This window comes from Streptomyces odontotermitis, assembly GCF_050510915.1.
Lineage (GTDB): Bacteria > Actinomycetota > Actinomycetes > Streptomycetales > Streptomycetaceae > Streptomyces.
In genome coordinates this window covers 180,980-204,185 of sequence record NZ_JBNJLS010000005.1, presented here as the reverse complement: position 1 = coordinate 204,185, position 23,206 = coordinate 180,980, and the positions used below count along the sequence as shown (strand labels likewise).

Annotated in this window: 24 protein-coding genes and 7 tRNA genes; 20 read left to right on the top strand and 11 right to left on the bottom strand. The window is 71.3% G+C overall.

Annotated features, from left to right (window positions below; translation table 11 throughout):
- The first annotated feature begins 19 nt into the window (after nt 1-19).
- Complete coding sequence (locus tag ACQB60_RS16890) at nt 20-319, top strand: TFIIB-type zinc ribbon-containing protein (protein ID WP_384843293.1); 300 nt, start codon at nt 20-22, stop codon at nt 317-319.
- A 60-nt stretch (nt 320-379) separates the two neighbouring features.
- On the opposite strand, the gene ACQB60_RS16885 is transcribed toward ACQB60_RS16890, so the two are convergent.
- The 5 genes from ACQB60_RS16885 to ACQB60_RS16865 form a co-directional block, all read right to left on the bottom strand.
- Nucleotides 380-454: transfer RNA gene (locus tag ACQB60_RS16885), tRNA-Val, on the bottom strand.
- Nucleotides 455-484: 30 nt separating this feature from the next.
- A tRNA-Val gene (locus tag ACQB60_RS16880) sits at nt 485-556 on the bottom strand.
- A gap of 38 nt (nt 557-594) precedes the next feature.
- Nucleotides 595-666, bottom strand: a tRNA-Val gene (locus tag ACQB60_RS16875).
- A gap of 1 nt (nt 667) precedes the next feature.
- Nucleotides 668-741 (bottom strand) — tRNA-Cys (locus tag ACQB60_RS16870).
- 39 nt (nt 742-780) lie between these two features.
- Nucleotides 781-853: transfer RNA gene (locus ACQB60_RS16865), tRNA-Gly, on the bottom strand.
- A gap of 156 nt (nt 854-1,009) precedes the next feature.
- On the opposite strand from ACQB60_RS16865, the gene ACQB60_RS16860 reads away from it, so the two are divergent.
- From ACQB60_RS16860 to ACQB60_RS16850, 3 genes are read left to right on the top strand one after another with little or no spacing between them, the layout of a single operon-like run.
- Nucleotides 1,010-2,047 (top strand): chorismate-binding protein, encoded by a 1,038-nt coding sequence (locus ACQB60_RS16860; protein ID WP_496926803.1) that lies wholly within the window; start codon nt 1,010-1,012, stop codon nt 2,045-2,047.
- 19 nt (nt 2,048-2,066) lie between these two features.
- Nucleotides 2,067-2,888, top strand: a complete 822-nt coding sequence (locus ACQB60_RS16855; protein ID WP_496926802.1) for an aminotransferase class IV — start codon at nt 2,067-2,069, stop codon at nt 2,886-2,888.
- Nucleotides 2,889-2,929: 41 nt separating this feature from the next.
- Nucleotides 2,930-3,754 carry a GNAT family N-acetyltransferase gene (locus tag ACQB60_RS16850; protein ID WP_496926801.1) on the top strand — a complete coding sequence of 275 codons (825 nt, stop codon included), beginning with the start codon at nt 2,930-2,932 and terminating at the stop codon, nt 3,752-3,754.
- On the opposite strand, the gene ACQB60_RS16845 is transcribed toward ACQB60_RS16850, so the two are convergent.
- Entirely contained in the window at nt 3,751-4,293 is a 543-nt protein-coding gene (locus ACQB60_RS16845) for a DsbA family protein (RefSeq protein ID WP_496926800.1), read from the bottom strand. The genes ACQB60_RS16850 and ACQB60_RS16845 overlap by 4 nt on opposite strands.
- A 175-nt stretch (nt 4,294-4,468) precedes the next feature.
- Between ACQB60_RS16845 and ACQB60_RS16840 the strand changes: the two genes are divergently transcribed.
- A complete protein-coding gene (locus ACQB60_RS16840) occupies nt 4,469-4,915 on the top strand; it encodes a hypothetical protein (protein WP_496926799.1) in 447 nt (148 codons plus the stop codon).
- A gap of 240 nt (nt 4,916-5,155) precedes the next feature.
- Entirely contained in the window at nt 5,156-5,311 is a 156-nt protein-coding gene (locus tag ACQB60_RS16835; protein ID WP_384843309.1) for a hypothetical protein, read from the top strand.
- A gap of 22 nt (nt 5,312-5,333) precedes the next feature.
- On the opposite strand, the gene ACQB60_RS16830 is transcribed toward ACQB60_RS16835, so the two are convergent.
- Nucleotides 5,334-5,891, bottom strand: a complete 558-nt coding sequence (locus ACQB60_RS16830; protein ID WP_496926798.1) for a CGNR zinc finger domain-containing protein — start codon at nt 5,889-5,891, stop codon at nt 5,334-5,336.
- A gap of 207 nt (nt 5,892-6,098) precedes the next feature.
- Nucleotides 6,099-6,512, bottom strand: coding sequence for an SsgA family sporulation/cell division regulator (locus ACQB60_RS16825; RefSeq protein WP_003959770.1), 414 nt, complete (start codon nt 6,510-6,512; stop codon nt 6,099-6,101).
- 191 nt (nt 6,513-6,703) lie between these two features.
- On the opposite strand from ACQB60_RS16825, the gene ACQB60_RS16820 reads away from it, so the two are divergent.
- The 4 genes from ACQB60_RS16820 to ACQB60_RS16805 all read left to right on the top strand — a co-directional run bounded on the left by ACQB60_RS16820 (nt 6,704) and on the right by ACQB60_RS16805 (nt 7,979).
- Complete coding sequence (locus ACQB60_RS16820) at nt 6,704-7,147, top strand: TIGR02611 family protein (protein WP_384843315.1); 444 nt, start codon at nt 6,704-6,706, stop codon at nt 7,145-7,147.
- A 63-nt stretch (nt 7,148-7,210) separates the two neighbouring features.
- Nucleotides 7,211-7,282: transfer RNA gene (locus ACQB60_RS16815), tRNA-Val, on the top strand.
- A 139-nt stretch (nt 7,283-7,421) separates the two neighbouring features.
- The gene (locus ACQB60_RS16810) at nt 7,422-7,868 is read left to right on the top strand and encodes an SRPBCC family protein (protein WP_496926797.1); all 447 of its coding nucleotides are present in this window, start codon (nt 7,422-7,424) and stop codon (nt 7,866-7,868) included.
- A gap of 39 nt (nt 7,869-7,907) precedes the next feature.
- A tRNA-Val gene (locus ACQB60_RS16805) sits at nt 7,908-7,979 on the top strand.
- A gap of 72 nt (nt 7,980-8,051) precedes the next feature.
- On the opposite strand, the gene ACQB60_RS16800 is transcribed toward ACQB60_RS16805, so the two are convergent.
- Nucleotides 8,052-8,777: a 3'-5' exonuclease gene (locus ACQB60_RS16800; RefSeq protein ID WP_496926796.1), complete on the bottom strand. Its 726-nt coding sequence runs from the start codon at nt 8,775-8,777 to the stop codon at nt 8,052-8,054.
- 168 nt (nt 8,778-8,945) lie between these two features.
- On the opposite strand from ACQB60_RS16800, the gene ACQB60_RS16795 reads away from it, so the two are divergent.
- The 4 genes from ACQB60_RS16795 (at nt 8,946) to ACQB60_RS16780 (ending at nt 13,505) form a co-directional block, all read left to right on the top strand.
- Nucleotides 8,946-9,512 carry a DUF4365 domain-containing protein gene (locus ACQB60_RS16795; protein WP_496926795.1) on the top strand — a complete coding sequence of 189 codons (567 nt, stop codon included), beginning with the start codon at nt 8,946-8,948 and terminating at the stop codon, nt 9,510-9,512.
- Nucleotides 9,509-10,732, top strand: a complete 1,224-nt coding sequence (locus ACQB60_RS16790; RefSeq protein ID WP_496927098.1) for a hypothetical protein — start codon at nt 9,509-9,511, stop codon at nt 10,730-10,732. Before ACQB60_RS16795 ends, ACQB60_RS16790 begins: the two co-directional genes overlap by 4 nt.
- A gap of 128 nt (nt 10,733-10,860) precedes the next feature.
- Nucleotides 10,861-12,840: a threonine--tRNA ligase gene (gene thrS / locus ACQB60_RS16785; RefSeq protein WP_496926794.1), complete on the top strand. Its 1,980-nt coding sequence runs from the start codon at nt 10,861-10,863 to the stop codon at nt 12,838-12,840.
- Nucleotides 12,841-12,941: 101 nt separating this feature from the next.
- Complete coding sequence (locus tag ACQB60_RS16780) at nt 12,942-13,505, top strand: HIT family protein (RefSeq protein WP_496926793.1); 564 nt, start codon at nt 12,942-12,944, stop codon at nt 13,503-13,505.
- A 20-nt stretch (nt 13,506-13,525) separates the two neighbouring features.
- On the opposite strand, the gene ACQB60_RS16775 is transcribed toward ACQB60_RS16780, so the two are convergent.
- Nucleotides 13,526-15,196, bottom strand: a complete 1,671-nt coding sequence (locus tag ACQB60_RS16775) for an AbeC-like domain-containing protein (protein WP_496926792.1) — start codon at nt 15,194-15,196, stop codon at nt 13,526-13,528.
- Nucleotides 15,197-15,381: 185 nt separating this feature from the next.
- Nucleotides 15,382-17,580, bottom strand: a complete 2,199-nt coding sequence (locus tag ACQB60_RS16770; RefSeq protein WP_496926791.1) for an elongation factor G-like protein EF-G2 — start codon at nt 17,578-17,580, stop codon at nt 15,382-15,384.
- 259 nt (nt 17,581-17,839) lie between these two features.
- On the opposite strand from ACQB60_RS16770, the gene pgsA reads away from it, so the two are divergent.
- The 6 genes from pgsA (at nt 17,840) to pdxT (ending at nt 23,152) form a co-directional block, all read left to right on the top strand.
- Nucleotides 17,840-18,508 (top strand): phosphatidylinositol phosphate synthase, encoded by a 669-nt coding sequence (gene pgsA, locus ACQB60_RS16765; RefSeq protein ID WP_496926790.1) that lies wholly within the window; start codon nt 17,840-17,842, stop codon nt 18,506-18,508.
- On the top strand, nt 18,505-19,467 hold the full coding sequence (locus ACQB60_RS16760; RefSeq protein ID WP_496926789.1) for a phosphatidylinositol mannoside acyltransferase: 963 nt from the start codon (nt 18,505-18,507) through the stop codon (nt 19,465-19,467). Before pgsA ends, ACQB60_RS16760 begins: the two co-directional genes overlap by 4 nt.
- Nucleotides 19,464-20,624, top strand: a complete 1,161-nt coding sequence (locus ACQB60_RS16755; RefSeq protein ID WP_496926788.1) for a glycosyltransferase family 4 protein — start codon at nt 19,464-19,466, stop codon at nt 20,622-20,624. The genes ACQB60_RS16760 and ACQB60_RS16755 overlap by 4 nt, the downstream gene beginning before the upstream one ends.
- Nucleotides 20,625-20,842: 218 nt before the next feature.
- Nucleotides 20,843-21,388, top strand: a complete 546-nt coding sequence (locus ACQB60_RS16750) for a LemA family protein (protein WP_384843346.1) — start codon at nt 20,843-20,845, stop codon at nt 21,386-21,388.
- Nucleotides 21,389-21,616: 228 nt separating this feature from the next.
- Nucleotides 21,617-22,531 (top strand): pyridoxal 5'-phosphate synthase lyase subunit PdxS, encoded by a 915-nt coding sequence (gene pdxS / locus ACQB60_RS16745; protein WP_496926787.1) that lies wholly within the window; start codon nt 21,617-21,619, stop codon nt 22,529-22,531.
- Nucleotides 22,532-22,543: 12 nt separating this feature from the next.
- Complete coding sequence (gene pdxT, locus ACQB60_RS16740) at nt 22,544-23,152, top strand: pyridoxal 5'-phosphate synthase glutaminase subunit PdxT (RefSeq protein ID WP_496926786.1); 609 nt, start codon at nt 22,544-22,546, stop codon at nt 23,150-23,152.
- Nucleotides 23,153-23,206 lie beyond the last annotated feature (54 nt).

The window sequence follows — 23,206 nt, the reverse complement described above, 5'->3', positions numbered from 1 at the left end:
GCGAGGAGTTGAGCCGTCCATGCAGTGTCCCAAGTGTCACGCACCCATGCACACGTACAACCGCAACGGCGTCCAGATCGAGCAGTGCAGCGGTTGCCGCGGGATATTCCTCGACTACGGCGAGCTGGAGTCCCTGACCCGTCTCGAGGCCCAGTGGGGCCAGCAGGCCCCGCCGCCCCCCGCGGCCCCGCAGGCTTACCCCGCCGCCCCGGCCCCGGCCGCGCCCGCCTGGGGCGCGCAGCACGGCGGTCACTACGGCGGCCACCACGGCGGACACCACCGTCACAAGAGCTTCGGACACATGCTCTTCTCCTCCTGACGCCTCACGGAGGAACGACGAAGCCCCCGGCCGAGGATCCGGCCGGGGGCTTCGTACTGCTGGTGCGCGATACTGGGATTGAACCAGTGACCTCTTCCGTGTCAGGGAAGCGCTCTCCCGCTGAGCTAATCGCGCAGGTCAACCTGCGTTTTACTCGGTACTGCGTGCGCGATACTGGGATTGAACCAGTGACCTCTTCCGTGTCAGGGAAGCGCTCTCCCGCTGAGCTAATCGCGCGGGACGGATCAGTGACGGACCGGAGTCCGAAGATCCAGTGCGCGATACTGGGATTGAACCAGTGACCTCTTCCGTGTCAGGGAAGCGCTCTCCCGCTGAGCTAATCGCGCATGGAGGTGGAGACGGGATTTGAACCCGTGTAGACGGCTTTGCAGGCCGTTGCCTCGCCTCTCGGCCACTCCACCAGGAGTGCGGGGTCTCGGGAAGATCCCCCACTTCTTGCGAGCGGACGACCAGGTTCGAACTGGCGACCTCAACCTTGGCAAGGTTGCGCTCTACCAACTGAGCTACGTCCGCTTGTCTTTCCCGGTCCGCTTGCGCGTCCCGGCGACGTGTTGAACTCTAGCGGATTCCTGGGGCGATACAAAAACGCGTTTGCGCAGCGTGCTGCGGTGCGACCCCCGCCAGGCACCGTCAGGACAGCCTCAGGACACCGGTCATAGACTCGCAGCCGTGCACAGCCCCTCTTCCACACTCCCTCCCCTCGCCCGCTTCGGCAGCCGCGTGGCCACCGGTCTCCTGGACGTGACCAGCGACCCTTCGGCCCTGGACAGCAGCGGTTTCTGGGCCGTCGCCGCCGACTTCGAGGGGAGTCTGACCTGCGCCCGCTTCGCGGACGTGCGCGAGGCGCCCGTGCCGCTGCCGGTGCCCGGGAAGTGGCGGGGGCCCGCCCCGGCCGACTGGATGTCGTCGCTCGGCCACGACGCGTATACGGAGGGTGTACGGAAGATCCGGGCGCACATCGCGGCGGGCGACGTCTACCAGGTGAACCTCTGCCGAGTGCTCTCCGCGCCGATCGCGCCCGAGGCCGACGTGGACGAGCTGACCGCTCTCCTCGCGCGCGGGAACCCCGCTCCCTATGCCGGAACGATCCGCCTCCCCGAGCACGGCGTCGAGATCGCCACCGCCTCGCCCGAGCTGTTCCTGCGCCGCGCGGGCCGCGTCGTCGAGTCCGGGCCGATCAAAGGCACGGGCCGCACCGAGGCGGAGCTGACGGAGAAGGACCACGCCGAGAACGTCATGATCGTGGACCTCGTCCGCAACGACCTGGGGCGGGTCTGTGTGACCGGCTCCGTGACCGTGCCCGAGCTGTGCGTGGTCGAGAAGCACCCCGGCCTCGTCCACCTCGTCTCCACGGTCGCCGGCGAGCTGCGCCCCGGCGCCGGCTGGCCCGAACTGCTCGACGCCGCCTTCCCGCCCGGCTCCGTCACCGGCGCCCCCAAGTCCAGCTCGCTGCGGATCATCGACGCACTGGAGACGGCGCCCCGCGGCCCGTACTGCGGCGGCATCGGCTGGGTCGACGCGGACCGGGGGACCGGCGAGCTCGCCGTCGGCATCCGCTCCTTCTGGATCGACCGGGCCGAGGGCGTCCTGCGGTACGGAGCCGGGGCGGGCATCACCTGGGGCTCGGACCCCGAGGACGAGTGGCGGGAGACCGAGCTGAAGGCCGCCCGGCTGCTGGAGGTAGCTTCGGGGACGTACGAAGTGTGAGTGGTGGAAGGACCCCGACGTGAAGATCTGGCTCAATGACGGGCTGCAGGACCTCGACGCGGCCCGCGTCTCCGTGTTCGACCACGGACTCACGGTGGGCGACGGCATCTTCGAGACGGTGAAGGCCGTCGAGGGGCGCCCCTTCGCCCTCACCCGCCACCTGAACCGCCTGGCCCGCTCCGCGCGCGGCCTCGGCCTGCCCGAGCCGGACGCCGACGCGGTGCGCCGGGCCTGCGCCGCCGTCCTGGAGGCCAACCCGATGGAACTCGGGCGGCTGCGCATCACGTACACCGGAGGGCTCTCGCCCCTCGGCTCGGACCGGGGCGACGAGGGCACCACGCTCGTCGTCGCCCTCGGCGCGGCCGCCCGCCGCCCCGACACCACCGCGGTGATCACCGTCCCCTGGACCCGCAACGAACGCGGCGCCCTGGCCGGCCTGAAGACCACCTCGTACGCGGAGAACGTCGTGGCGCTCGCCCGCGCCACCCAACAGGGCGCCTCCGAGGCCCTGTTCGCGAACACGGTGGGGAAGCTGTGCGAGGGCACGGGCACCAACGTCTTCGTCGTGGTCGACGGCGAGCTCCACACGCCGCCGCTCGCCTCCGGCTGCCTCGGCGGCATCACCCGTGAGCTGGTCGTCGAGTGGACGGGCGCGCGCGAGACCGAGCTGCCCTTCGACGTGCTGAACCGGGCCGACGAGGTCTTCCTGACCTCGACGCTGCGCGACGTGCAGGCCGTGCACCGGATCGACGGGCGCCAACTGCCCGATGCCCCGGGCCCGGTGACGGCGAAGGCGATGCGGGTCTTCGCGGAGCGCGCCGCCGACGACATCGACCCGTAAATCTGATGACGACGGGGCCCGCCGCGGGTAGAACACCCGTGATGACCACGACTCTGCGGCCGAGCGGGCCGCTTCAACAGAGCGCCGACGGCGCGAAGTCACGCACGTTCGACGTCTGCGTGAACAGCCGTCCGGTGGGCGCCATCGAGCTCGGCACGCACGCGGTCTTCGGGCCGCGCGTCGGCCAGATCCGCGCGCTGCGGATCGACGAGCGGGACCGCAGGCGCGGCCGCGGCACGGTGGCCGCGCTCGCCGCCGAGGAAGTGGTGCGGGGCTGGGGCTGCACGCGCATCGAGGCGACCGTCCCCGCGACCGCGACGGCGGCCCTGCACCTCGCCACCGCCCTCGGCTACGTGGAGCGTAACCGGCAGATGGCCAAGCCCCTGCCGACGGCCCCCGAGGCCCTGCCCGAGGGCGTGCGCGGCCGGCCCATGACCGAGGCCGAGTACGGGCCGTGGATCGCCGCGCAGACCGAGAGCTATGTCCGGACGTGGGTCGCGCGCGGCGTGCCCGAGGCGGAGGCCCGCGCCAAGGCCGAGGCGGACCACGCCGCCAGCCTCCCGAACGGCCTCGCGTCGCCCGACACGAACCTGAGCGTCCTGGAGGCGGACGGCACGCCCGTCGGCACGCTCTGGGTCGCCCTGCTCGGCGACACCGCCTTCGTCTACGACGTGCGGGTCGACGAGGCACACCGCGGCCGGGGCCACGGACGCTCCCTGATGCGCCTCGCCGAACAGCAGGCGCACGCGTCCGGCAGCACCGCCATGGGCCTCAACGTCTTCGCGGGCAACACCACGGCCCTGCGTCTGTACGAGTCCCTGGGCTACGAGCCGACCTCGTACTACCTCTACAAGCAGCTGCTCTAGCTGTTCTGGCTGTCCTGTGGCTCCTGGCCCGCGGCGGCGAGCAGCCGGTCGGTGAGCTCCTCGACGCGCTCGCGCAGCCCCTCCTGGCTCTGCCCGCCGTCGAGCCGCTCCCCGCCGACGACGTACGTCGGGGTGCCGGTGACGCCGATGGCCTTGCCCTCGGCCTGGTCGGCGTCGACGATCAGGATGTGCCGCCCGTCGATCAGGGCGGTGTCGAACTCCTCGGCGTCCAGGCCCAGTTCACGCGCCACTTCGACCAGGAGGGGCTCGCCCTTGCGGTCCAGCTCCTCGACCCGGCCGAGCACGGCCTCCACGTACGGCCAGCCCTGCCCCTGGACGAGCGCCTCCTCGGCGGCCTGCGCGGCGGCGAAGGAGTGCTTGTGCTTCTCGAGGGGGAAGTGCCGGAGCCGCAGCTCGACGCGGTCGCCGTAGCGCTCCCGCAGGGCGCGGACGTCATCGAGGGCGGTGCGGCAGTCGGGGCACTGGAGCTCGCACCAGACGTCGACGGTGACGGGGCGGGCGGTGGAGGAGTCGCTCATGGGCCCAGTCTCCCAGCAGCCCGGGGCGCCGCCCAATCCGGTCCCCGCGCGCTGATCCGGCACCTGCGGAGGATCCGGACCCCGATATCTCCCTGAGGTCTGCCCGGTACGTGGCTGACTCACCGGGTGGCGGTGCAGGATGGAGGGGACGAAACAGCCACGCCTGGAGGACGGGATGATTGCCGAGACCGTGTGTTCCGCCGTATCCGCGGCCGGCCTGGGCATCGCCGCGGTCACGGCCTATCGCAAGCGCTTCCTCGCGGCCGCCCGCGTCGGCGCCTATGCCCTGGTGCCCATCGGCCTGGTGATGACCGGCGTGGTCGGCTGGGCGGCCGACACGGCCTTCAGCGTCAAGGCGTGGGCGGGCATCGGCGTCCTCGGAGTCGCCTGGCTGCTGTTCATGACCACGCGCGCGGTGGAGCGCCGCTCCGGCGGCACCCGCAAGGAGCGCAAGGCCGCCGCGAGGGCGGCCCAGGGCGAGGCGGTGGCCCCGACGGCCTCGGCCCCCTCGCTCGGCCAGGGCTCCCGCCCGGCGGCCAAGCCCGCGGCTCAGCCGAAGTCGGCGGCGCCCGCGGAGGACTTCAGCGACATCGAGGCGATCCTGAAGAAGCACGGCATCTGATCCGACCCGTCAAGGGCCCACCGCGCCAAGGGGGTTGGGCCTCTGCCCCCGAGGGCGTCGTCAACAGCGGTGTGCCCGGCGGGGGATGGCGGCCTCGGCGCCCGTGCGCCCCCGAGCGGCTCCCCCCGGCGCACAGGCGTCACGGGCGCCGCATCGAGATCACATGATCCGGCGAACTCCCGCGTTCTCCGGGCGTGTTGACCACCCGCCGCCCGTCCGCTGCGTCATCATCGCGGCGAGATGCTGGACACCACCCCGCCGCGCGATGCCGCCCCGCCCACCGAAGAGCGAAGAGGCTGCCTCTTCGCGCTCTCCCAGCCACCCCTGATGATCTTCCTGGCGGTGATCGGCTGTCTGCTCCTGATGGCCTCGCTGCACGACCTGTTCCTGCTGTAGGCCGCCGCCCCGGTACGGGGTGCTAGCCCGCGGCTTCCTTGCGCCGGGCCCGGTAGGCCGCGACGTGCAGCCGGTTGCCGCAGGTGCGGCTGTCGCAGTAGCGGCGGGAGCGGTTGCGGGAGAGGTCCACGAAGGCGCGCCGGCAGTCCGGGGCCTCGCATCGCCGCAGCCGCTCCTCCTCCCCGGCCACCACGAAGAAGGCGAGCGCCATCCCGCAGTCGGCCGCGAGGTGGTCCGCGACGGACGCCCCCGGCGCGAAGTAGTGCACGTGCCAGTCGTAGCCGTCGTGATCGGTGAGCCGGGGCGTGGTGCCCGCGGCCGCCACCAGCTCATTGATCAGCGCCGCTGCGGTGCGCGGGTCGGGGGCGGCGAAGACCTCCGCGAAGCGCCCGCGGATGTCACGCACCGTGTTCAGGTCCCGCTCGCCGAGCACCCCGACATCGCTGATGTCGTGGCTTCGTACGAAATCTGCCAGGGCCGCCACATCAGCGAGCCCGTCGGACCCGTTCTCGTCTGGCGCGGTGTTCACCAGATCCACGACAGTGTCGAGCGCGCACCGGGTGTCGTGGGTGATCAGCACGATTCGCTCCCTGGCCTGGAGGTCGGGCTGGTGCCCGCCGATGCTGGCCGATGCTAGCGGCTCCGTCGACGCGCGCACCGGCGCCGTCGCCACGGAAGGTCCGCGGCGACGGCGCCGGTGTCTGCTGGGTCTGCCTGTGTTCCGTTGTGCAGCACCCGAGCCGTCTCCCCGAGTGGACGGCGCCGGGCGTATCTCGACGGAGCCTCGCTAGCTCTCGGCCAGGATGTGCGAGAGCTCGGTGTCGAGGTCGAAGTGGCGGTGTTCGGTGCCGGGCGGCACCGCCGCGTCGGTTCGCTTCAGGAACGATTCCAGGGCCCGCGCCGGGGCCTCGAGCAGGGCCTCACCCTCGGGTGAGCTCAGGGCGATGCAGACGACTCCCTGACCGTGACTGCGGGACGGCCAGACTCGGACGTCGCCGGTACCGGTGGGCCGGTGAAGGCCCTCGGCGAGGAGGTCGCGGGCGAACACCCACTCGACGGTCTCCTCGGCTCCGGTGTGGAAGGTGGCGTGCACGGCATAGGGATCGGCCGTGTCATACCGCAGTCCTGCGGGTACAGGCAGTGAGGACTCGCTCGACACAACGAGGCGCAGGTGCAGCTCGCAGCTGACCGTGGTGTTCATAAGCGCCAGGGCCTTTCGCTCAGTGTGCGCTCGGGGATTCGCACGTCGGCGAAATCGACATGCCACCTACGGTGCCGTTGTAAACCCCTCTGAGGGTTTTGCGTGTCTTTAGGTAGCTCGCTTGGCGGGGTCGGTGTTCGGCCGCTTCACCCATTCCGGTGAGGGGTTTCCGTCCGGTAAGGTTTGGCTGCATGAATACGGGGAGTAACGAACCGGCGGGCGCGGTCGCGGCCGACGGGGCCACCGGCGCGGCCTCCGGTGAGCAGCCGCTCGGATCGCGGGCACCGGAGTTCATCAAGGCCCGCAAGGCCCTGCACCTCAGCTGGCAGGTAGGCGTCTTCATCGTGGGTCTCGCGGTGGTCGTCGCGGGCATCATCATGCTGCCGCTGCCGGGTCCCGGGTGGCTGGTCATCTTCGGTGGCATGGCGATCTGGGCCACCGAGTTCGTCTGGGCCCAGCTGGTGCTCCGCTGGACGAAGCGCAAGGTCACAGAGGCGACGCAGCGGGCGCTCGACCCCAAGGTGCGCCGCCGCAACATCATCCTGACCACGATCGGCCTCGTGATCGTCGCGGCTCTGGTCGGCGTCTACGTCTGGAAGTTCGGCCTCGAGATGCCCTGGAAGATCAACGAGTGACGGGGGCCACCCCACGGCGGTCGGAGCACCCGCTGACATGCGGTAATGTTCTCCGTGCGCCCGGGGCGATTAGCTCAGTGGGAGAGCGCTTCGTTCACACCGAAGAGGTCACTGGTTCGAACCCAGTATCGCCCACCCCGGAACTGCGGCCCGGAGGCTTTAAGCCTCCGGGCCGCAGTCGTAATTCCGCTGTTTTCCCGGCGATTAGTCAATGGGATCAGTCAATTCCGCTTGCCGGGCTCACCGTTGGCGGGAAGCCGACGGATACTCAGGTATGGACTGGAGTCATTTCCGCTTCCGCAGTGTGTGGGAGCTCGCCGCCGGGCCCGACGCCGTGTTCGCCGTTCTGGAGCGCGCCGAGGACTATCCGCTGTGGTGGCCCCAGGTGCGCGAGGTGACGCCGACCGGCGCGGACCAGGGGCTGGCGCGCTTTCGTTCCCTGCTCCCGTACGACCTGCTCGTGACCGCTCTGGCGGTGCGCCGTGATCAGAGGGCCGGGGTCCTCGAGATCGCGATGAGCGGGGATCTCGAGGGGTGGGCGCGCTGGACGGTGCGGGCGCGGCCCGGTGGGACGCGTGCGGTCTACGAGCAGGAGGTGGACGTGCGCAAGCCGCTGATGCGGCGTCTCGCCGTGCCCGGGCGGCCGCTGTTCCTGCTCAACCACGGGCTGATGATGCGGGCCGGACGGCGTGGCCTGGTCCGCTACCTCGAATCGGTTTGAAGGAAACCCGCGAGGACCTGTATGGTTCAACCCGTTCCCGGGCGATTAGCTCAGTGGGAGAGCGCTTCGTTCACACCGAAGAGGTCACTGGTTCGAACCCAGTATCGCCCACCCGGAGAATGCCGGTCCGTCACCGACGGACCGGTTTTTTCATGCCCTGACGCGGTCCGGGCACCCCAACGCTCAGGCGGCCGCCGGGAGTTCGGGGCGCACCGGCCAGGCCGGGTCCACCGTCTCCGGGGTGCCGCTGCGCGCGAACCACGCCTGCAGGCCGCGGGCCTGCGCCGCGTGCCAGACCGCCTGCAGCGTGTGCAGCTCGGCCGGGGAGAGGCGCTCGAGCCGGGACGCGAAACGGCGCCCCACCGCCCGTACGACGTCCAGGGCGGCCATCGCGTCGGCCGCCGCGTCATGGGCGGCGTCCAGCTCCACCTCGTAGTGCGCGCACAGGTCCGTGAGGGTGCGGCGGCCCTTGCGGTAGCGGTCCAGGTGCTTGTCCAGGACGCGGGGGTCGAGGACGCACAGCGGGGAGTTCGCCAGGTAGGCGGAGAGCGACGAGGCGCGGTGCCTGCGCAACTCCCGGTCCAGGAGCGTCAGATCGAACGGCGCGTTCATCACCACCAGGGGGCGGCCCGCCGCGCACTGCTCGCCGAGCTCGCGGGCCATCTCCTCCATGACCGGCGCCGGCCAGCGGCCGTTGTGCTGCAGATGTTCCTCCGTCAGGCCGTGTATCGCCGTGGCGGCCTCGGGGACCGGGACACCCGGGTTGACCAGCCAGCGGCTGACGCGCGGCCGGGTGCCCGCGCCCTGTTGGACGATGAGCGCCGCCGACACGATCCGGTCGGTCTCGACGTCCACGCCTGTGGTTTCCGTGTCGAATGCGGCCAAGGGCCCCTCGTACCAGCACGTCATGATGGTGCAACTCCTCGTTCAACTCCGGCAGACGGCCTGCCTCCTCTGCCCACGCAGGTGATACCCGGGCTGTTTGCGCCATACGCGGCCCGGAGACAACACAGGTACAGGGCCGGGCAGTTGACCGGCCCGCCGTGACGACTGACCGGTTCGGAAGGCTTGTTGGACATGGCGCTCGCGCAGCCCGAACAGGGCGGGCTGCTGCCCGAGCGGATCGCACCGCCGCGCGGCACTCTCGCCACCACCGCCTGTATGGAGACCCTTCAGGTGGGCTATCTGCATGCCGTGGCGGCCGCCGCGGGGTGCTCGCTCTCGCAGCCCTTTCCGGACAACGGCATCGACTGGCACGTCAGCCACAGCGCCCCCGGGCACACGGTCGACGACGAAGTCACCATCAAGGTGCAGCTCAAGTGCACGTACCAGATACCGCCGAGCCCCCGTGGGCCCGCCTTCTCCTTCACGCTCGACAACGCGCACCTGGAGAAGCTCGCCCGTACCCCGGTCTCGGTGCACAAGATCCTGGTCGTGATGCTCGTGCCCCGATCCCAGGACGACTGGCTGCGGGCCGGCCACGACCGGCTCGACCTGCGGCACTGCTGCTACTGGACCAATCTCGCCGGACACCCGGTGACCGGCCGGCGCAGGACCACCGTGCGCGTCCCGACCTCGCGGATCTTCGACGACCGGGCGCTCTGCGAGATCATGACGCGGGTGGGGACGGGAGGGAGACCCTGATGCACCGTCCGATCGACGAGCCGGGACGACCGGTGAGGCCCCACCCCGTACCGCCCCCGGACCTGTTCTCCGAGCCGCCCGAGCCCGGCCGGGTCGACCCCGCCGTGCTCGGCGCGCTGCTGCGGCGGCACGGCTGGCGGCGGCGCGGGGGAGCGGCGGGGCGGTACGCGCGCTGGACCCCGCCCGGGGCCGGGAGCGGCGGGCTCAGCCTGCTGGTGCCGGAGAGCCGGGCCTTTCCCGACAGCGAGGATCTGCTGGGGGAGGCCCTGACCGCGCTGACGCGCAACCCCTCGCCCGCCGCCCGCGAGGTGCTCGTCGCGCTCGCGGTGCCCAGCGACGAGATCCGGTGGTGGCGCGACGTGCCGATGGGTCCTGCGGGCGCGGCCAGCTGGACGACCGAGGAGCAACTGCGTTCGGCGGCACGGCAGTTGCTGCTGGCCGGGGCGCTCGCGGCGCGCGGCCGGGCCGGGTACTACGGGGCCCGGCACCGGGGGCCCGCGGCGGCTTCGCTGGAGAGCGTCCTGGTGGGGCCCGCGCCGGGCGGGCGGCAGCTCACCGCCTTCGTGCCCGTCCTGACCGGGCGCCCCCTGGTGGTCCGGCTGCACCAGGCGCTGTACGCCATCCGCGAGGCCGTCGACTACCAGCGGGCCACCGGCGGCATGGACGCCTTCGACGGGGCCGTGGAGGCGGGCGCCAGCCATGAGCTGACGGAGGCGCTGATGGCCCTGGTGCGGGGCACGGAGGGCGCGCGCGTGGCCGTCGAGTGGGCGCCCGCGGCCGGGGTGCCCGAGGGGTGCGCGGCGGCCGCCGAGCCCGTCGAGTTCTCGCCCGGCGACCTGCCGGTGCTGCGGGAGGCGAGCGCCCGGTACCTGCGCGAGGAGCCGTCGGTGCCGGTGCGGATCACCGGGGCCGTGGTGCGGATGCGGCGGTCGGGGCCGCGGGGGAGCGGGGTGGTGCGGCTGCGGGTGCTCGCGGGCGCGGAGGTCCCGCACGTACGGATGACGCTGGACGAGGAGGCGTACCGCATCGCCGGGCACGCGCATCTGGTGGGGCTTCCGGTGCGGGTGCACGGGCGCCTGGAGAGCAGGAGCGGCTTCCGGCGCCTGACCGGGGCCAGTGGTGTGGTGCCGGTGCAGGTCGACGAGGCCGAGCGGGACCGGCTGATGAAGTCGCTGCACGAGAACCTCGACTTCTTCGAGGAGGCGTGCAGCGGGGAGTGAGGGCACGGGCGCTGTCGGTGGGGGCGACGGATTAACCGTTTCGCAGTGGGTGCCCGGGGCTCGGTACGATCCCTAGTGCGCACCCCAGGGAACGGGGCCGCGCATCCACCTTCAGGCAGGAGAGACCGGTGTCAGACGTCCGTGTGATCATCCAACGCGATTCCGAGCGGGAAGAGCGCGTGGTGACGACGGGCACTACCGCCGCCGACCTCTTCTCCGGTGAGCGCACCATCGTGGCCGCGCGCGTGGGCGGCGAGCTGAAGGACCTCGCGTACGAGGTCGTCGACGGCGAGGTCGTCGAGCCCGTGGAGATCTCCTCCGAGGACGGCCTGAACATCCTGCGCCACTCGACCGCGCACGTCATGGCGCAGGCCGTGCAGGAGCTCTTCCCCGAGGCCAAGCTGGGCATCGGCCCGCCCATCCGGGACGGCTTCTACTACGACTTCGACGTCGCCGAGCCGTTCACCCCCGAGGACCTCAAGCGCGTCGAGAAGAAGATGCAGGAGATCCAGAAGCGGGGGCAGAAGTTCTCGCGGCGCGTCACCACCGACGACGACGCGCGCGTGGAGCTCGCCGACGAGCCGTACAAGCTGGAGCTCATCGGCCTCAAGGGCAATGCCGCGCAGGCCGCCGACGGGGCCGACGCGGAGGTGGGCGGCGGCGAGCTGACCATCTACGACAACCTCGACGCGAAGACCGGCGAGCTGTGCTGGAAGGACCTCTGCCGGGGTCCGCACCTGCCCACCACCCGGAACATCCCGGCGTTCAAGCTGATGCGCTCGGGCGGCGCCTACTGGCGCGGCAGCGAGAAGAACCCGATGCTGCAGCGCATCTACGGCACCGCCTGGCCCTCCAAGGACGAGCTCAAGGCGCACCTGGAGTTCCTCGCCGAGGCCGAGAAGCGCGACCACCGCAAGCTCGGTGCGGAGCTCGACCTGTTCTCCTTCCCCGAGGAGCTCGGCCCGGGCCTCGCGGTGTTCCACCCCAAGGGCGGCATCATCCGCAAGGAGATGGAGAACTACTCGCGGCGCCGCCACGAGGACGCGGACTACGAGTTCGTGAACACCCCGCACATCTCGAAGGAGAAGCTCTTCGAGATCTCGGGGCACCTGCCGCACTACGGCGAGGCGATGTTCCCCGCCATCGAGTTCGACGAGCAGAACTACCGCCTCAAGGCGATGAACTGCCCGATGCACAACCTGATCTTCAAGTCGCGCGGCCGCTCCTACCGTGAACTGCCGCTGCGCCTCTTCGAGTTCGGGACCGTGTACCGCTACGAGAAGTCGGGCGTCGTGCACGGCCTGACCCGCTCGCGCGGCTTCACCCAGGACGACTCGCACATCTACTGCACCAGGGAGCAGATGGCGGAGGAGCTCGACAAGCTCCTCACCTTCGTGCTCGACCTGCTGCGCGACTACGGCCTGACCGAGTTCGAGCTGGAGCTGTCCACCCGCGACGACTCCGACAAGTTCATCGGCTCGGACGAGGACTGGGCGGAGGCCACCGAGGCGCTGCGGCTCGCTGCCGAGAAGCAGGACCTGCCGCTGGTGCCGGACCCGGGCGGTGCCGCCTACTACGGCCCGAAGATCTCCGTCCAGGTCAAGGACGCGATCGGCCGGTCCTGGCAGATGTCGACGATCCAGGTCGACTTCAACCAGCCCAAGCGGTTCGGCCTGGAGTACACCGCGGCGGACGGCTCGCGCCAGCAGCCGGTCATGATCCACCGCGCGCTGTTCGGCTCCATCGAGCGGTTCTTCGGCGTGCTCCTCGAGCACTACGCGGGCGCCTTCCCGGCCTGGCTCGCGCCGGTGCAGGCGGTCGGCATCCCGATCGGGGACGGCCACGTCGCCTACCTCCAGGAGTTCGCCGCGAAGGCGAAGGCCCAGGGGCTGCGCGTCGAGGTCGACTCCTCCTCGGACCGGATGCAGAAGAAGATCCGCAACCACCAGAAGGCCAAGGTCCCCTTCATGGTCATCGCCGGTGACGAGGACATGAACAACGGCTCCGTGTCCTTCCGTTACCGCGACGGCTCGCAGGAGAACGGCATCCCGGTCGAGGACGCCATCGCGAAGATCGCGAAGGTCGTCGAGGAGCGGGCGCAGGTCTGACCCGGGCGCGGTACGCGGCTTGTGACGGGCCCCGGGGTGCTGCGCGCACCCCGGGGCCCGAGCAGTTGCCCCGGCGGCACGGGCCGACCGGGCGAAGTCATATGCTGCACCTCATGACGAGTGAGCCGGAGCAGCAGATCGGAGTGGGGACGCAGGACGCGTTCCAGCGCCTGTGGACGCCCCACCGGATGGCGTACATCCAGGGCGAGAACAAGCCGACCGGCCCGGGGGCCGACGACGGCTGCCCCTTCTGCGGCATTCCGGCCAAGTCCGACGAGGACGGCCTGATCGTCGCGCGCGGCGAGCAGGTGTACGCGGTGCTCAACCTCTACCCGTACAACGGCGGGCACCTGATGGTCGTGCCCTACCGCCACGTCGCCGACTACACCGAGCTGACCGGCCCGGAGACGGCCGAGCTCGGCGAGCTCACCAAGCAGGCGATGACGGCGCTGCGCACCGCGTCCGGGGCGCACGGCTTCAACATCGGCATGAACCAGGGCACCGTGGCGGGTGCGGGGATCGCCGCGCATCTGCACCAGCACATCGTGCCGCGCTGGGGCGGGGACACCAACTTCATGCCGGTCGTCGGGCACACGAAGGTGCTGCCGCAACTGCTCGCGGACACGCGGGCGATGCTCGCCGCGGCCTGGCCGACGACGAGCTAGCGCTCCGCGCGCCCGGTGCCCTACGCGTCGTACACGTCCGCCTTGCGCGGCGACGGGTCCTGTACGGCGCCGCTGAGGAAGCCCGAGCGGGCGCCGAAGCGCTCCGTGTTCACGCCGTTCTCCTCGAGGACCTTGATGGCCGCCGCGTGCACCACCCGCAGCACCGGGGTGGCCGCACGCATCGCGTCGTCCGCCATGAAGCGGTGCCGCCAGGGCTTGTCGGCCCAGGAGTGGCGCAGGCCGAACGGCTCGGGGAGCACCAGCTTGCCGCCGAGGTAGTCCAGCATCGGCGGGTACCAGCTGAAGGGGGCGCGGACCGAGAGCCGGACGACCTCGCCCGCGGTGGCGAGCGGCAGCTGGACGTCCTTGGTCTCCCAGAACCTGACCGACTTGCTCACCGTCTTCGTCTTCGGGGACGGCTTGCTGGTGAACAGGGCGTGCACGGGGCCGAGGGCGTGCCCGGTGACCTCGATGCGCAGGGTCTCGTGCAGCACCGTCACGGTGATCAGCATCGTGATGACCAACTGGCCGTCCCAGAGCACGAATTGGACGCCCAGGTAGTGGCGGTCGCCGCTGCCGAACTGCTGCTCGTTGCAGATCCGCTGGATCTCGTGGCCGCGGATCTGGAACGCCTCCACGTCCGTGCCGCCGGCGGGGCGGGCGACCTTGTTCGCGTTCTCCCCGATGGCGGAGACGATCCAGTGCTTTATGGACGGGGCCGGGAAGCCGTTCGTCTTGAGCGGGCCCTGGTTGAGGCGGTGGAGCTGGTCGTGGATGACCCGGATCACGTCCCAGCTGCGGAACGGGTGGATCTCGCCGCCCTCCTTGAGCGGGACCAGGTCCTCGGCGAGCTGCCAGCTGCCCCAGCGGGTGCCCATGCCCAGGATGCCCTTGGGGCCCGCGTAGAAGACCGAGTTGCTCTGCTCCTCGGCGGCGATGCTGGCCAGGCCCTGGCGCAGCCGCTCGGCGGCGGTCTCACCGGGGCTGCCGGGCACCGCCTCGGGGATCTTCGCGCCGATGGCGCCGCCCGCCAGGAGGCTGTCCCACTGCTCGCGCAGGACCCTGGCGGAGCGCTCGGCTATCTGCCGGGCCCAGAGCCAGCCGATGACGGGGACGACGGCACACGCGCGTGCGTACCAGGCCCAGAAGCCGTGCAGCGGCGTCTTGATCAGGAAGATCGCGAGCAGCACGCCCACGGCGATCAGCAGGATCGTGCCGATCAGCTTGGTGCGCTTGTCCTTCTGCTTGTCCAGCCACTTCTTGGCGCTGAACCCGATCAGCCACACCAACAGGCCCGGCAGGAACAGCAGTCCGCAGACGCCCATCACGATCGTGAGCCACTTGTCGCGCTCGCGGCGGATCTTGTTGGCCGCCAGGCAGTGCTCGACGACCGACGGCGATTCCGTGCCGAACGACTGGATGAGGGGCTTGCGGCCGCCGCCGAGCATCCGCAGCTGCACCGCCCGCGAGAACGCCTCGCCCAGGCTGGGCGCGAAGATCCCGAACAGGCCGGGTTTCACCTCGGACTTGTGCCAGTCGCTGTTGGCCTTGAGTATCTCCGCGACCTCGCCGTCCCGGTACGCCGCCGATGCGAGGGCGTGCGTGGCCGCGGTCTGGCCGTCGGCGCCCGAGAGCGGGACCTGGGCCCCGGGCCTGAAGTCGAATGCATCGTCCGCCACTGCCGCCCCCATCGCCGCAACGCCTTCGGTGCGGCCTTTCCCGACTTCCGTCTCCGGCACACCTGTTGAGCCACCTGTTGATCAGGTCATCAGCGTATCGGGGGTCACCGACATCCGTCAGGGGTGCATCGAATGCCGCCCGCCGGAGGGGACGGGCGGGCGGCACCGGGGCCCTGCCCGACCCCGTTCCGGCTCAACTACGTGACGTCCTGCGCCTGTTCACGGATCCGTTCGGCCAGCTGGGCGGGCATCGGCTCGTGCCGTGCGTAGCTGCGGCTGAACCGCGCTGTGCCCTGGGAGAGGGAGCGCAGGTCCACCGCGTACCGGCCGATCTCGATCTCCGGCACCTCGGCCCGTACGAGCGTGCGGCCCCCGGGCGCCTGCTCGGTGCCGACCACCCGGCCGCGCCGCCCCGACAAGTCGCTCAGGACCGCGCCGACATGGTCGTCCCCGACCAGGACCTGCACCTCGGCCACCGGCTCCAGGAGGTGGATCCGCGCGTCCGACGCGGCCTCGCGCAGGGCCAGGGCGCCCGCCGTCTGGAACGCGGCGTCCGAGGAGTCCACCGAGTGCGCCTTGCCGTCGAGCAGCGTGATGCGCACGTCGATGAGGGGATAGCCCGCGGCGACGCCCTTCGCGGCCTGGGCCCGGGCGCCCTTCTCCACGGAGGGGATGAACTGCCGTGGCACGGCGCCCCCGACGACCTTGTCGACGAACTCGATGCCGCTGCCACCGGGCAGGGGCTCGACCTCGATCTCGCAGATCGCGTACTGCCCGTGCCCGCCGGACTGTTTCACATGGCGGCCCCGGCCCCCGGACCGGTCCGCGAAGGTCTCCCGCAGCGAGACCTTGTGCGGCACCACGTCGACCTGCACCCCGTACCGGCTGCGCAGCCGCTCCAGGGCGACGTCGGCGTGCGCCTCGCCCAGGCACCACAGGACCACCTGGTGGGTGTCCTGGTTCTGTTCGAGACGCATGGTCGGGTCCTCGGCGACCAAGCGCGAGAGCCCCTGGGAGAGCTTGTCCTCGTCGGCCTTGCTGTGCGCCTGGATGGCCAGCGGGAGCAGCGGGTCGGGCATGTCCCAGGGCTCCATCAGGAGCGGGTCGTCCTTGGCGGAGAGGGTGTCGCCGGTCTCGGCGCGGCCCAGCTTGGCGACGCACGCCAGGTCCCCGGCGATGCAGTGCGTCAGGGTGCGCTGCTGCTTGCCGAAGGGGGAGGAGAGCGCCCCGACGCGCTCGTCCACGTCGTGGTCCTCGTGGCCGCGGTCGGCGAGGCCGTGCCCGGAGACGTGCACCGTCTCGTCCGGGCGCAGGGTGCCCGAGAACACGCGTACGAGGGAGACGCGCCCCACGTACGGGTCGGACGCCGTCTTCACCACCTCGGCCGCGAGCGGGCCCTCCGGGTCGCAGCTGAGCGCGGGGCGCCCGCTGCCGTCGGGGCGGGTGACGGCCGGGGGCGGGTGCTCGGAGGGGGTCGGGAAGCCGCCCGTGATGAGCTCCAGGAGCTCGACCGTGCCGATGCCCTGACGGGCGCCCTCGGCGGCCGGGGCGGCGGCGAGCACGGGGTGGAAGATGCCGCGTGCGACGGCCCGCTCCAGGTCGTCCACGAGGGTCTTGAGGTCGATGTCCTCGCCGCCGAGGTAGCGGTCCATCAGGGACTCGTCCTCGCTCTCGGCGATGATCCCCTCGATCAGCTTGTTGCGCGCCTCTTCGATCAACGGGAGCTGCTCGGCGCCCGGTTCGGACTCCTTGCGCTCACCGGAGGCGTAGTCGTAGACCCGCTGCGAGAGCAGCCCGATCAGGCCGGTCACGGGGGCGTGGCCGTCGGGGCCCTGTTCGCCGTGGAGGGGCAGGTAGAGCGGGAGCACGGCGTCCGGGTCGTCGGCGCCGAACGCTTCCGCGCAAGTGCGGGTCATCTCGGTGAAGTCGGCGCGGGCCGCCTCCAGGTGGGTCACCACGATGGCGCGGGGCATGCCGACCGCGGCGCACTCCTCCCACACCATGCGGGTCGCGCCGTCCACGCCGTCGGCCGCCGAGACCACGAAAAGGGCCGCGTCCGCGGCGCGCAGACCGGCCCTCAACTCCCCGACGAAGTCCGCGTATCCGGGAGTGTCGAGGAGGTTGATCTTGTATCCGTCCCACTGGACGGGAACCAGGGACAGCTGGACCGAGCGCTGCTGCCGGTGCTCGATCTCGTCGTAGTCCGAGACGGCCGTGCCGTCCTCCACCCGGCCCGCCCGGTTCACCGCCCCCGCCGTCAGCGCGAGGGCCTCCACCAGAGTCGTCTTGCCCGATCCGCTGTGGCCGACCAGCACCACATTCCGTACGGACGCGGGATGGTCGGCCGTCGCTGCCCTGCCGGCGGCTCCGGGGTGTGCGTTCGCCTTGTCGCCCATGCCTTGGCCTCCCGGTTACGTGCACGGCGAGGAGGCACAGCCCCCTCGGGGATGCTGGCTGCATGCGGGCACGCGGGACCCAGGTGCGGGTCGGCTCCGGCGACGCCCGCGGTGCTTTCGAGCTTTCCACTCGTGTCACGGTGCGTCCATACGTCGTACGCGATCGTGAGGGGGCGAGCTGGAGTGTGAAGGGCGTGACTACGATGGGTCGGCCGGTGGCCAACGGGGCCGCGCGGCGCACCTGACCCTCGGGAAGGCCATGCTGAACAAGTACGCGCGTGCATTCTTCACGCGTGTCCTCACGCCGTTCGCCGCATTTCTCATCCGCCGTGGGGTCAGCCCCGACGCGGTCACCCTGATCGGCACGGCCGGTGTGATGGCGGGGGCGCTGGTCTTCTTCCCGCGCGGTGAGTTCTTCTGGGGCACGGTCGTCATCACGCTGTTCGTCTTCTCGGACCTCGTCGACGGCAACATGGCGCGCCAGCTCGGCCGTTCCAGCCGCTGGGGCGCGTTCCTCGACTCCACGCTCGACCGCGTCGCGGACGGGGCCATCTTCGGCGGGCTCGCGCTCTGGTACGCGGGGTCGGGCGACGACAACATCCTGTGCGCCGTCTCCATCTTCTGTCTGGCGAGCGGCCAGGTGGTCTCGTACACGAAGGCCCGCGGTGAGGCGATCGGCCTGCCCGTCGCGGTCAACGGCCTGGTGGAGCGCGCCGAGCGCCTGGTGATCTCGCTGGTCGCCGCGGGCTTCGCGGGGCTGCACAAGTTCGGCGTGCCCGGCATCCAGGTGCTGCTGCCGATCGCGCTGTGGATCGTCGCGGTGGGCAGCCTGGTCACCCTCGTCCAGCGCGTGGTGACCGTGCGGCGCGAGTCGGCGGAGGCCGACGCGGCGGCCGCGACCGACCAGCAGAGCGAGACCGCCTCGTGAGCGGCGCCACGGAGAAGCTCACCGACGCCCTCTACGGAGTCGGCTGGTCCACCGTGAAGAAGCTCCCCGAGCCGGTCGCCGTGAAGCTCGGCCGGACCATCGCGGACGCCGCGTGGAAGCGCCGCGGCAAGGGCATCCAGCGTCTTGAGGCCAACTACGCGCGCGTGGTGCCCGACGCGACTCCGGAGCGGCTCGCCGAGCTCTCCAAGGCGGGCATGCGTTCGTACATGCGCTACTGGATGGAGTCCTTCCGGCTGCCCGCCTGGAGCAAGGAGCGCATCAGGACCGGCTTCGTGCCCAAGGACGTCCACTACCTGACCGACGGCCTCGCCTCCGACAAGGGCGTCATCCTCGCCCTGCCGCACCTCGCCAACTGGGACCTCGCGGGCGCGTGGGTGACGACGAAGCTGGAGACGCCCTTCACGACGGTGCAGGAGCGGCTCAAGCCCGAGTCCCTCTACGACCGGTTCGTGGCCTATCGCGGCAGCCTCGGCATGGAGGTCCTGCCGCACACCGGAGGGGCCGCTTTCGGGACGCTGGCGCGGCGGCTGCGCGCGGGCGGGCTCGTCTGTCTGGTGGCCGACCGGGACCTGTCGGCGTCCGGGGTCGAGGTGAAGTTCTTCGGCGACACGGCGCGCATGCCCGCCGGACCCGCCATGCTGGCCCAGCAGACCGGCGCCCTGCTGCTGCCGGTCACGCTCTGGTACGACGAGTCGCCCGTCATGCAGGGGCGTGTGCATCCGCCGATCGACGTCCCCGAGACAGGTACTCGTGCGGAGAAGACGTCTGTCATGACGCAGGCCCTTGCGGACGCCTTCGCCTCGGGCATCGCCGACCACCCGGAGGACTGGCACATGCTGCAGAGACTGTGGCTCGCGGATCTCGACCCGGCCAAGGCGCCCGCGGAGGGGGCCTCGGGCGACGGCCCCGAGGACGGCCCGGCCAAGGGGCAGGCGTGAAGGTCGGCATCGTCTGCCCGTACTCCTGGGACGTGCCGGGCGGCGTCCAGTTCCACATCCGTGATCTGGCGGAGCACCTCATCCGCCTCGGGCACGACGTCTCCGTCCTTGCCCCGGCCGATGACGAGACCCCGCTGCCGCCGTACGTGGTGTCGGCGGGCCGCGCGGTCCCGGTGCCCTACAACGGCTCGGTGGCCCGGCTCAACTTCGGCTTCCTGTCGGCCGCGCGCGTGCGGCGCTGGCTGCACGAGGGCACGTTCGACGTCATCCACATCCACGAGCCGACCTCCCCGTCGCTCGGCCTGCTCACCTGCTGGGCCGCGCAGGGCCCGATCGTCGCGACGTTCCACACGTCCAACCCGCGCTCGCGGGCGATGATCGCCGCGTACCCGATCCTGCAGCCCGCCCTGGAGAAGATCAGCGCCCGCATCGCGGTGAGCGAGTACGCGCGGCGCACCCTCGTCGAGCACCTGGGCGGCGACGCGGTCGTCATCCCGAACGGCGTCGACGTCGACTTCTTCGCCGAGGCCGAGCCGAAGTCCGAGTGGCAGGGGGACACCCTCGGCTTCATCGGGCGGATCGACGAGCCCCGCAAGGGCCTGCCCGTCCTGATGAAGGCGCTGCCCAGGATCCTCGAAGAGCGGCCGCAGACACGGCTGTTGGTGGCAGGGCGCGGCGACGAGGAGGAGGCCGTGGCCTCGCTCCCGGCCGACATGCGCGCGCGGGTCGAGTTCCTCGGCATGGTCAGCGACGAGGACAAGGCGCGGCTGCTGCGCAGCGTCGACGTGTACGTCGCCCCGAACACCGGCGGCGAGAGCTTCGGCATCATTCTGGTCGAGGCGATGTCGGCGGGCGCCCCCGTCCTTGCCAGCGACCTCGACGCCTTCGCGCAGGTCCTCGACCAGGGCGGTGCGGGTGACCTCTTCGCCAACGAGGACGCGGACGCCCTCGCGGAGGCGGCGCTGCGGCTCCTGGGCGACCCCGAGCGGCGGCAGGGCCTGCGCGAGCGGGGCAGCAAGCACGTGCGGCGCTTCGACTGGTCGACGGTCGGCGCGGACATCCTCGCGGTGTACGAGACGGTGACGGACGGCGCGGCGTCGGTGGCGGCGGACGAACGGTCGGGGCTGCGGGCGCGGTTCGGGCTGGCGCGGGACTGAGGGGCGGTCGGGGCGGGGCTGTGGGTTGGTCGGCCGGGATTGGGGGGGGGCGGTCGGGCTGGGGCTGTGGGTTGGTCGGGCGGGGACTGCGGGGCGGTCGGGCAGGGGCTGAGGCTTCGGGCGCGTGGGGCTGTCGTTTCGTGCGGGTGCGGGGCTGACGGCCGGTCCGTGTCCCCGGCGGCATGGCGTGCGCCCCGGGGCGACTAGCCTTACCGCCCGTGACCTCCACACTGATCTGGATCGCGGCGGCGCTCTTCGCGATCGGCCTCTACCTGAGCTGGACCGCGGGACGCCTCGACCGGCTGCACGCCCGCATCGACGCCGCGCGGGCCGCCCTCGACGCCCAGTTGCTGCGCCGCGCCTCGGTCGCCCAGGAGCTGGCCACCTCCGGGGTGCTCGATCCGGCGGCCTCGATCGTCCTGTACGAGGCGGCGCACGCGGCCCGGCAGGCCGAGGAGGAGCAGCGCGAGGTCGCCGAGAGCGAGCTCAGCCAGGCGTTGCGTGCGATCTTCGGGGAGGCCCAGCAGGTCGAGGCGGTGCGCGAGGCGCCGGGCGGGAGTGAGGCGGCCACCGAACTGGCCGCCGCGGTACGGCGGGTGCCGATGGCCCGTCGGTTCCACAACGACGCCGTGCGCGCGGCCCGCGCGCTGCGCCGCCACCGCAAGGTGCGCTGGTTCCGGCTCGCGGGGCACGCGCCGTTCCCGATGGCCTTCGAGATGGACGACGAGCCGCCGGTGGCCCTGGCGGACCGGGCGGCGGCCTGAGAGGCGTGGGTACGACGGTCTGAGAGGCGTGGGTACGACGGTCCGAGACGCGTGGGCGCGCCGGCCCGAGACCCGTGCAAGACGGGTGGTCAACTGCTCGAAAAGGTCGCTGACCAGGTGCGTTGAAGAAAAATGAGCCACCGGTTATCCATTGGCCCTTGTTGTGGCCTGGTTGGTGGGAGTTTCCTCGGGGCTGCAGAAACCTTCTTCGGCGAATGAGGTCAACCCGTGTCCAGCACGCTCTCCAGCAACCCCCAGACTCCCGAGACCGGCACCGCGCGCGTGAAGCGCGGCATGGCCGAGCAGCTCAAGGGCGGCGTGATCATGGATGTCGTCACCCCGGAGCAGGCGAAGATCGCCGAGGACGCGGGCGCCGTCGCGGTCATGGCCCTGGAGCGGGTCCCCGCCGACATCCGCAAGGACGGCGGCGTGGCACGCATGTCCGACCCGGACATGATCGAGGGCATCATCGGCGCCGTCTCCATCCCGGTGATGGCCAAGTCCCGCATCGGCCACTTCGTCGAGGCCCAGGTCCTGCAGTCGCTCGGCGTGGACTACATCGACGAGTCCGAGGTCCTCACCCCGGCCGACGAGGTCAACCACTCGGACAAGTTCGCCTTCACGACCCCCTTCGTGTGCGGCGCCACCAACCTCGGTGAGGCCCTGCGCCGCATCGCCGAGGGCGCGGCCATGATCCGCTCCAAGGGCGAGGCCGGCACCGGCAACGTCGTCGAGGCCGTCCGCCACCTGCGCCAGATCAAGAACGAGATCGCCAAGCTGCGCGGCTTCGACAACAACGAGCTCTACGCCGCCGCCAAGGAGCTGCGCGCCCCGTACGAGCTGGTCAAGGAGGTCTCCGAGCTGGGCAAGCTGCCGGTGGTCCTCTTCTCCGCCGGCGGCGTCGCCACCCCGGCCGACGCCGCCCTGATGCGCCAGCTCGGCGCCGAGGGCGTCTTCGTCGGCTCCGGCATCTTCAAGTCGGGCGACCCGGCCAAGCGCGCCGCAGCCATCGTGAAGGCCACCACCTTCTACGACGACCCCAAGATCATCGCGGACGCGTCCCGCAACCTCGGCGAGGCCATGGTCGGCATCAACTGCGACACCCTGCCCGAGGCCGAGCGCTACGCGAACCGCGGCTGGTAAGGCACTCCGAAGATGACTGACACCCCCGTAGTCGGCGTCCTTGCCCTCCAGGGCGACGTACGGGAGCACCTCATCGCCCTGGCCGCGGCCGACGCCGTGGCCAGGCCGGTGCGGCGCCCCGAAGAGCTCGCCGAGGTGGACGGCCTGGTCATCCCGGGCGGCGAGTCCACCACCATCTTCAAACTGGCCGAGCTCTTCGGCCTGTTGGAGCCCCTCCGCGCGCGCGTGCGGGACGGTCTGCCGGTGTACGGCACCTGTGCGGGCATGATCATGCTCGCCGAGAAGATCCTCGACCCGCGCTCGGGCCAGGAGACCGTCGGCGGCATCGACATGATCGTGCGCCGCAACGCCTTCGGGCGGCAGAACGAGTCCTTCGAAGCGGCGGTCGACGTACGAGGCGTCGAGGGCGACCCTGTAGAGGGCGTCTTCATCCGCGCCCCCTGGGTGGAGTCCGTGGGCGCCACGGTGGAGGTGCTCGCCGAGCACGAGGGTCACATCGTCGCCGTACGCCAGGGCAACGCCCTCGCCACCTCGTTCCACCCGGAGCTGACCGGTGACCACCGGGTGCACGCGCTGTTCGTGGAGATGGTGCGGGGCAAGGCGGCCCCCGGACCCTTGTAGGATCTCCGGGGGTACCTCCCAGGCCCTTCAGGCCCTGGGGGAGTTCGTACGGAG

Coding starts and splice junctions, on each gene's coding strand:
- ACQB60_RS16890 (WP_384843293.1), top strand. CDS start 20: ATGCAGTGTCCCAAGTGTCACGCACCCATGCACACGTACAACCGCAAC.
- ACQB60_RS16850 (WP_496926801.1), top strand. CDS start 2,930: ATGACCACGACTCTGCGGCCGAGCGGGCCGCTTCAACAGAGCGCCGAC.
- ACQB60_RS16845 (WP_496926800.1), bottom strand. CDS start 4,293: ATGAGCGACTCCTCCACCGCCCGCCCCGTCACCGTCGACGTCTGGTGC.
- ACQB60_RS16840 (WP_496926799.1), top strand. CDS start 4,469: ATGATTGCCGAGACCGTGTGTTCCGCCGTATCCGCGGCCGGCCTGGGC.
- ACQB60_RS16835 (WP_384843309.1), top strand. CDS start 5,156: ATGCTGGACACCACCCCGCCGCGCGATGCCGCCCCGCCCACCGAAGAG.
- ACQB60_RS16825 (WP_003959770.1), bottom strand. CDS start 6,512: ATGAACACCACGGTCAGCTGCGAGCTGCACCTGCGCCTCGTTGTGTCG.
- ACQB60_RS16820 (WP_384843315.1), top strand. CDS start 6,704: ATGAATACGGGGAGTAACGAACCGGCGGGCGCGGTCGCGGCCGACGGG.
- ACQB60_RS16810 (WP_496926797.1), top strand. CDS start 7,422: ATGGACTGGAGTCATTTCCGCTTCCGCAGTGTGTGGGAGCTCGCCGCC.
- ACQB60_RS16800 (WP_496926796.1), bottom strand. CDS start 8,777: ATGACGTGCTGGTACGAGGGGCCCTTGGCCGCATTCGACACGGAAACC.
- ACQB60_RS16795 (WP_496926795.1), top strand. CDS start 8,946: ATGGCGCTCGCGCAGCCCGAACAGGGCGGGCTGCTGCCCGAGCGGATC.
- ACQB60_RS16780 (WP_496926793.1), top strand. CDS start 12,942: ATGCTGCACCTCATGACGAGTGAGCCGGAGCAGCAGATCGGAGTGGGG.
- ACQB60_RS16775 (WP_496926792.1), bottom strand. CDS start 15,196: ATGGGGGCGGCAGTGGCGGACGATGCATTCGACTTCAGGCCCGGGGCC.
- ACQB60_RS16770 (WP_496926791.1), bottom strand. CDS start 17,580: ATGGGCGACAAGGCGAACGCACACCCCGGAGCCGCCGGCAGGGCAGCG.
- pgsA (WP_496926790.1), top strand. CDS start 17,840: ATGCTGAACAAGTACGCGCGTGCATTCTTCACGCGTGTCCTCACGCCG.
- pdxT (WP_496926786.1), top strand. CDS start 22,544: ATGACTGACACCCCCGTAGTCGGCGTCCTTGCCCTCCAGGGCGACGTA.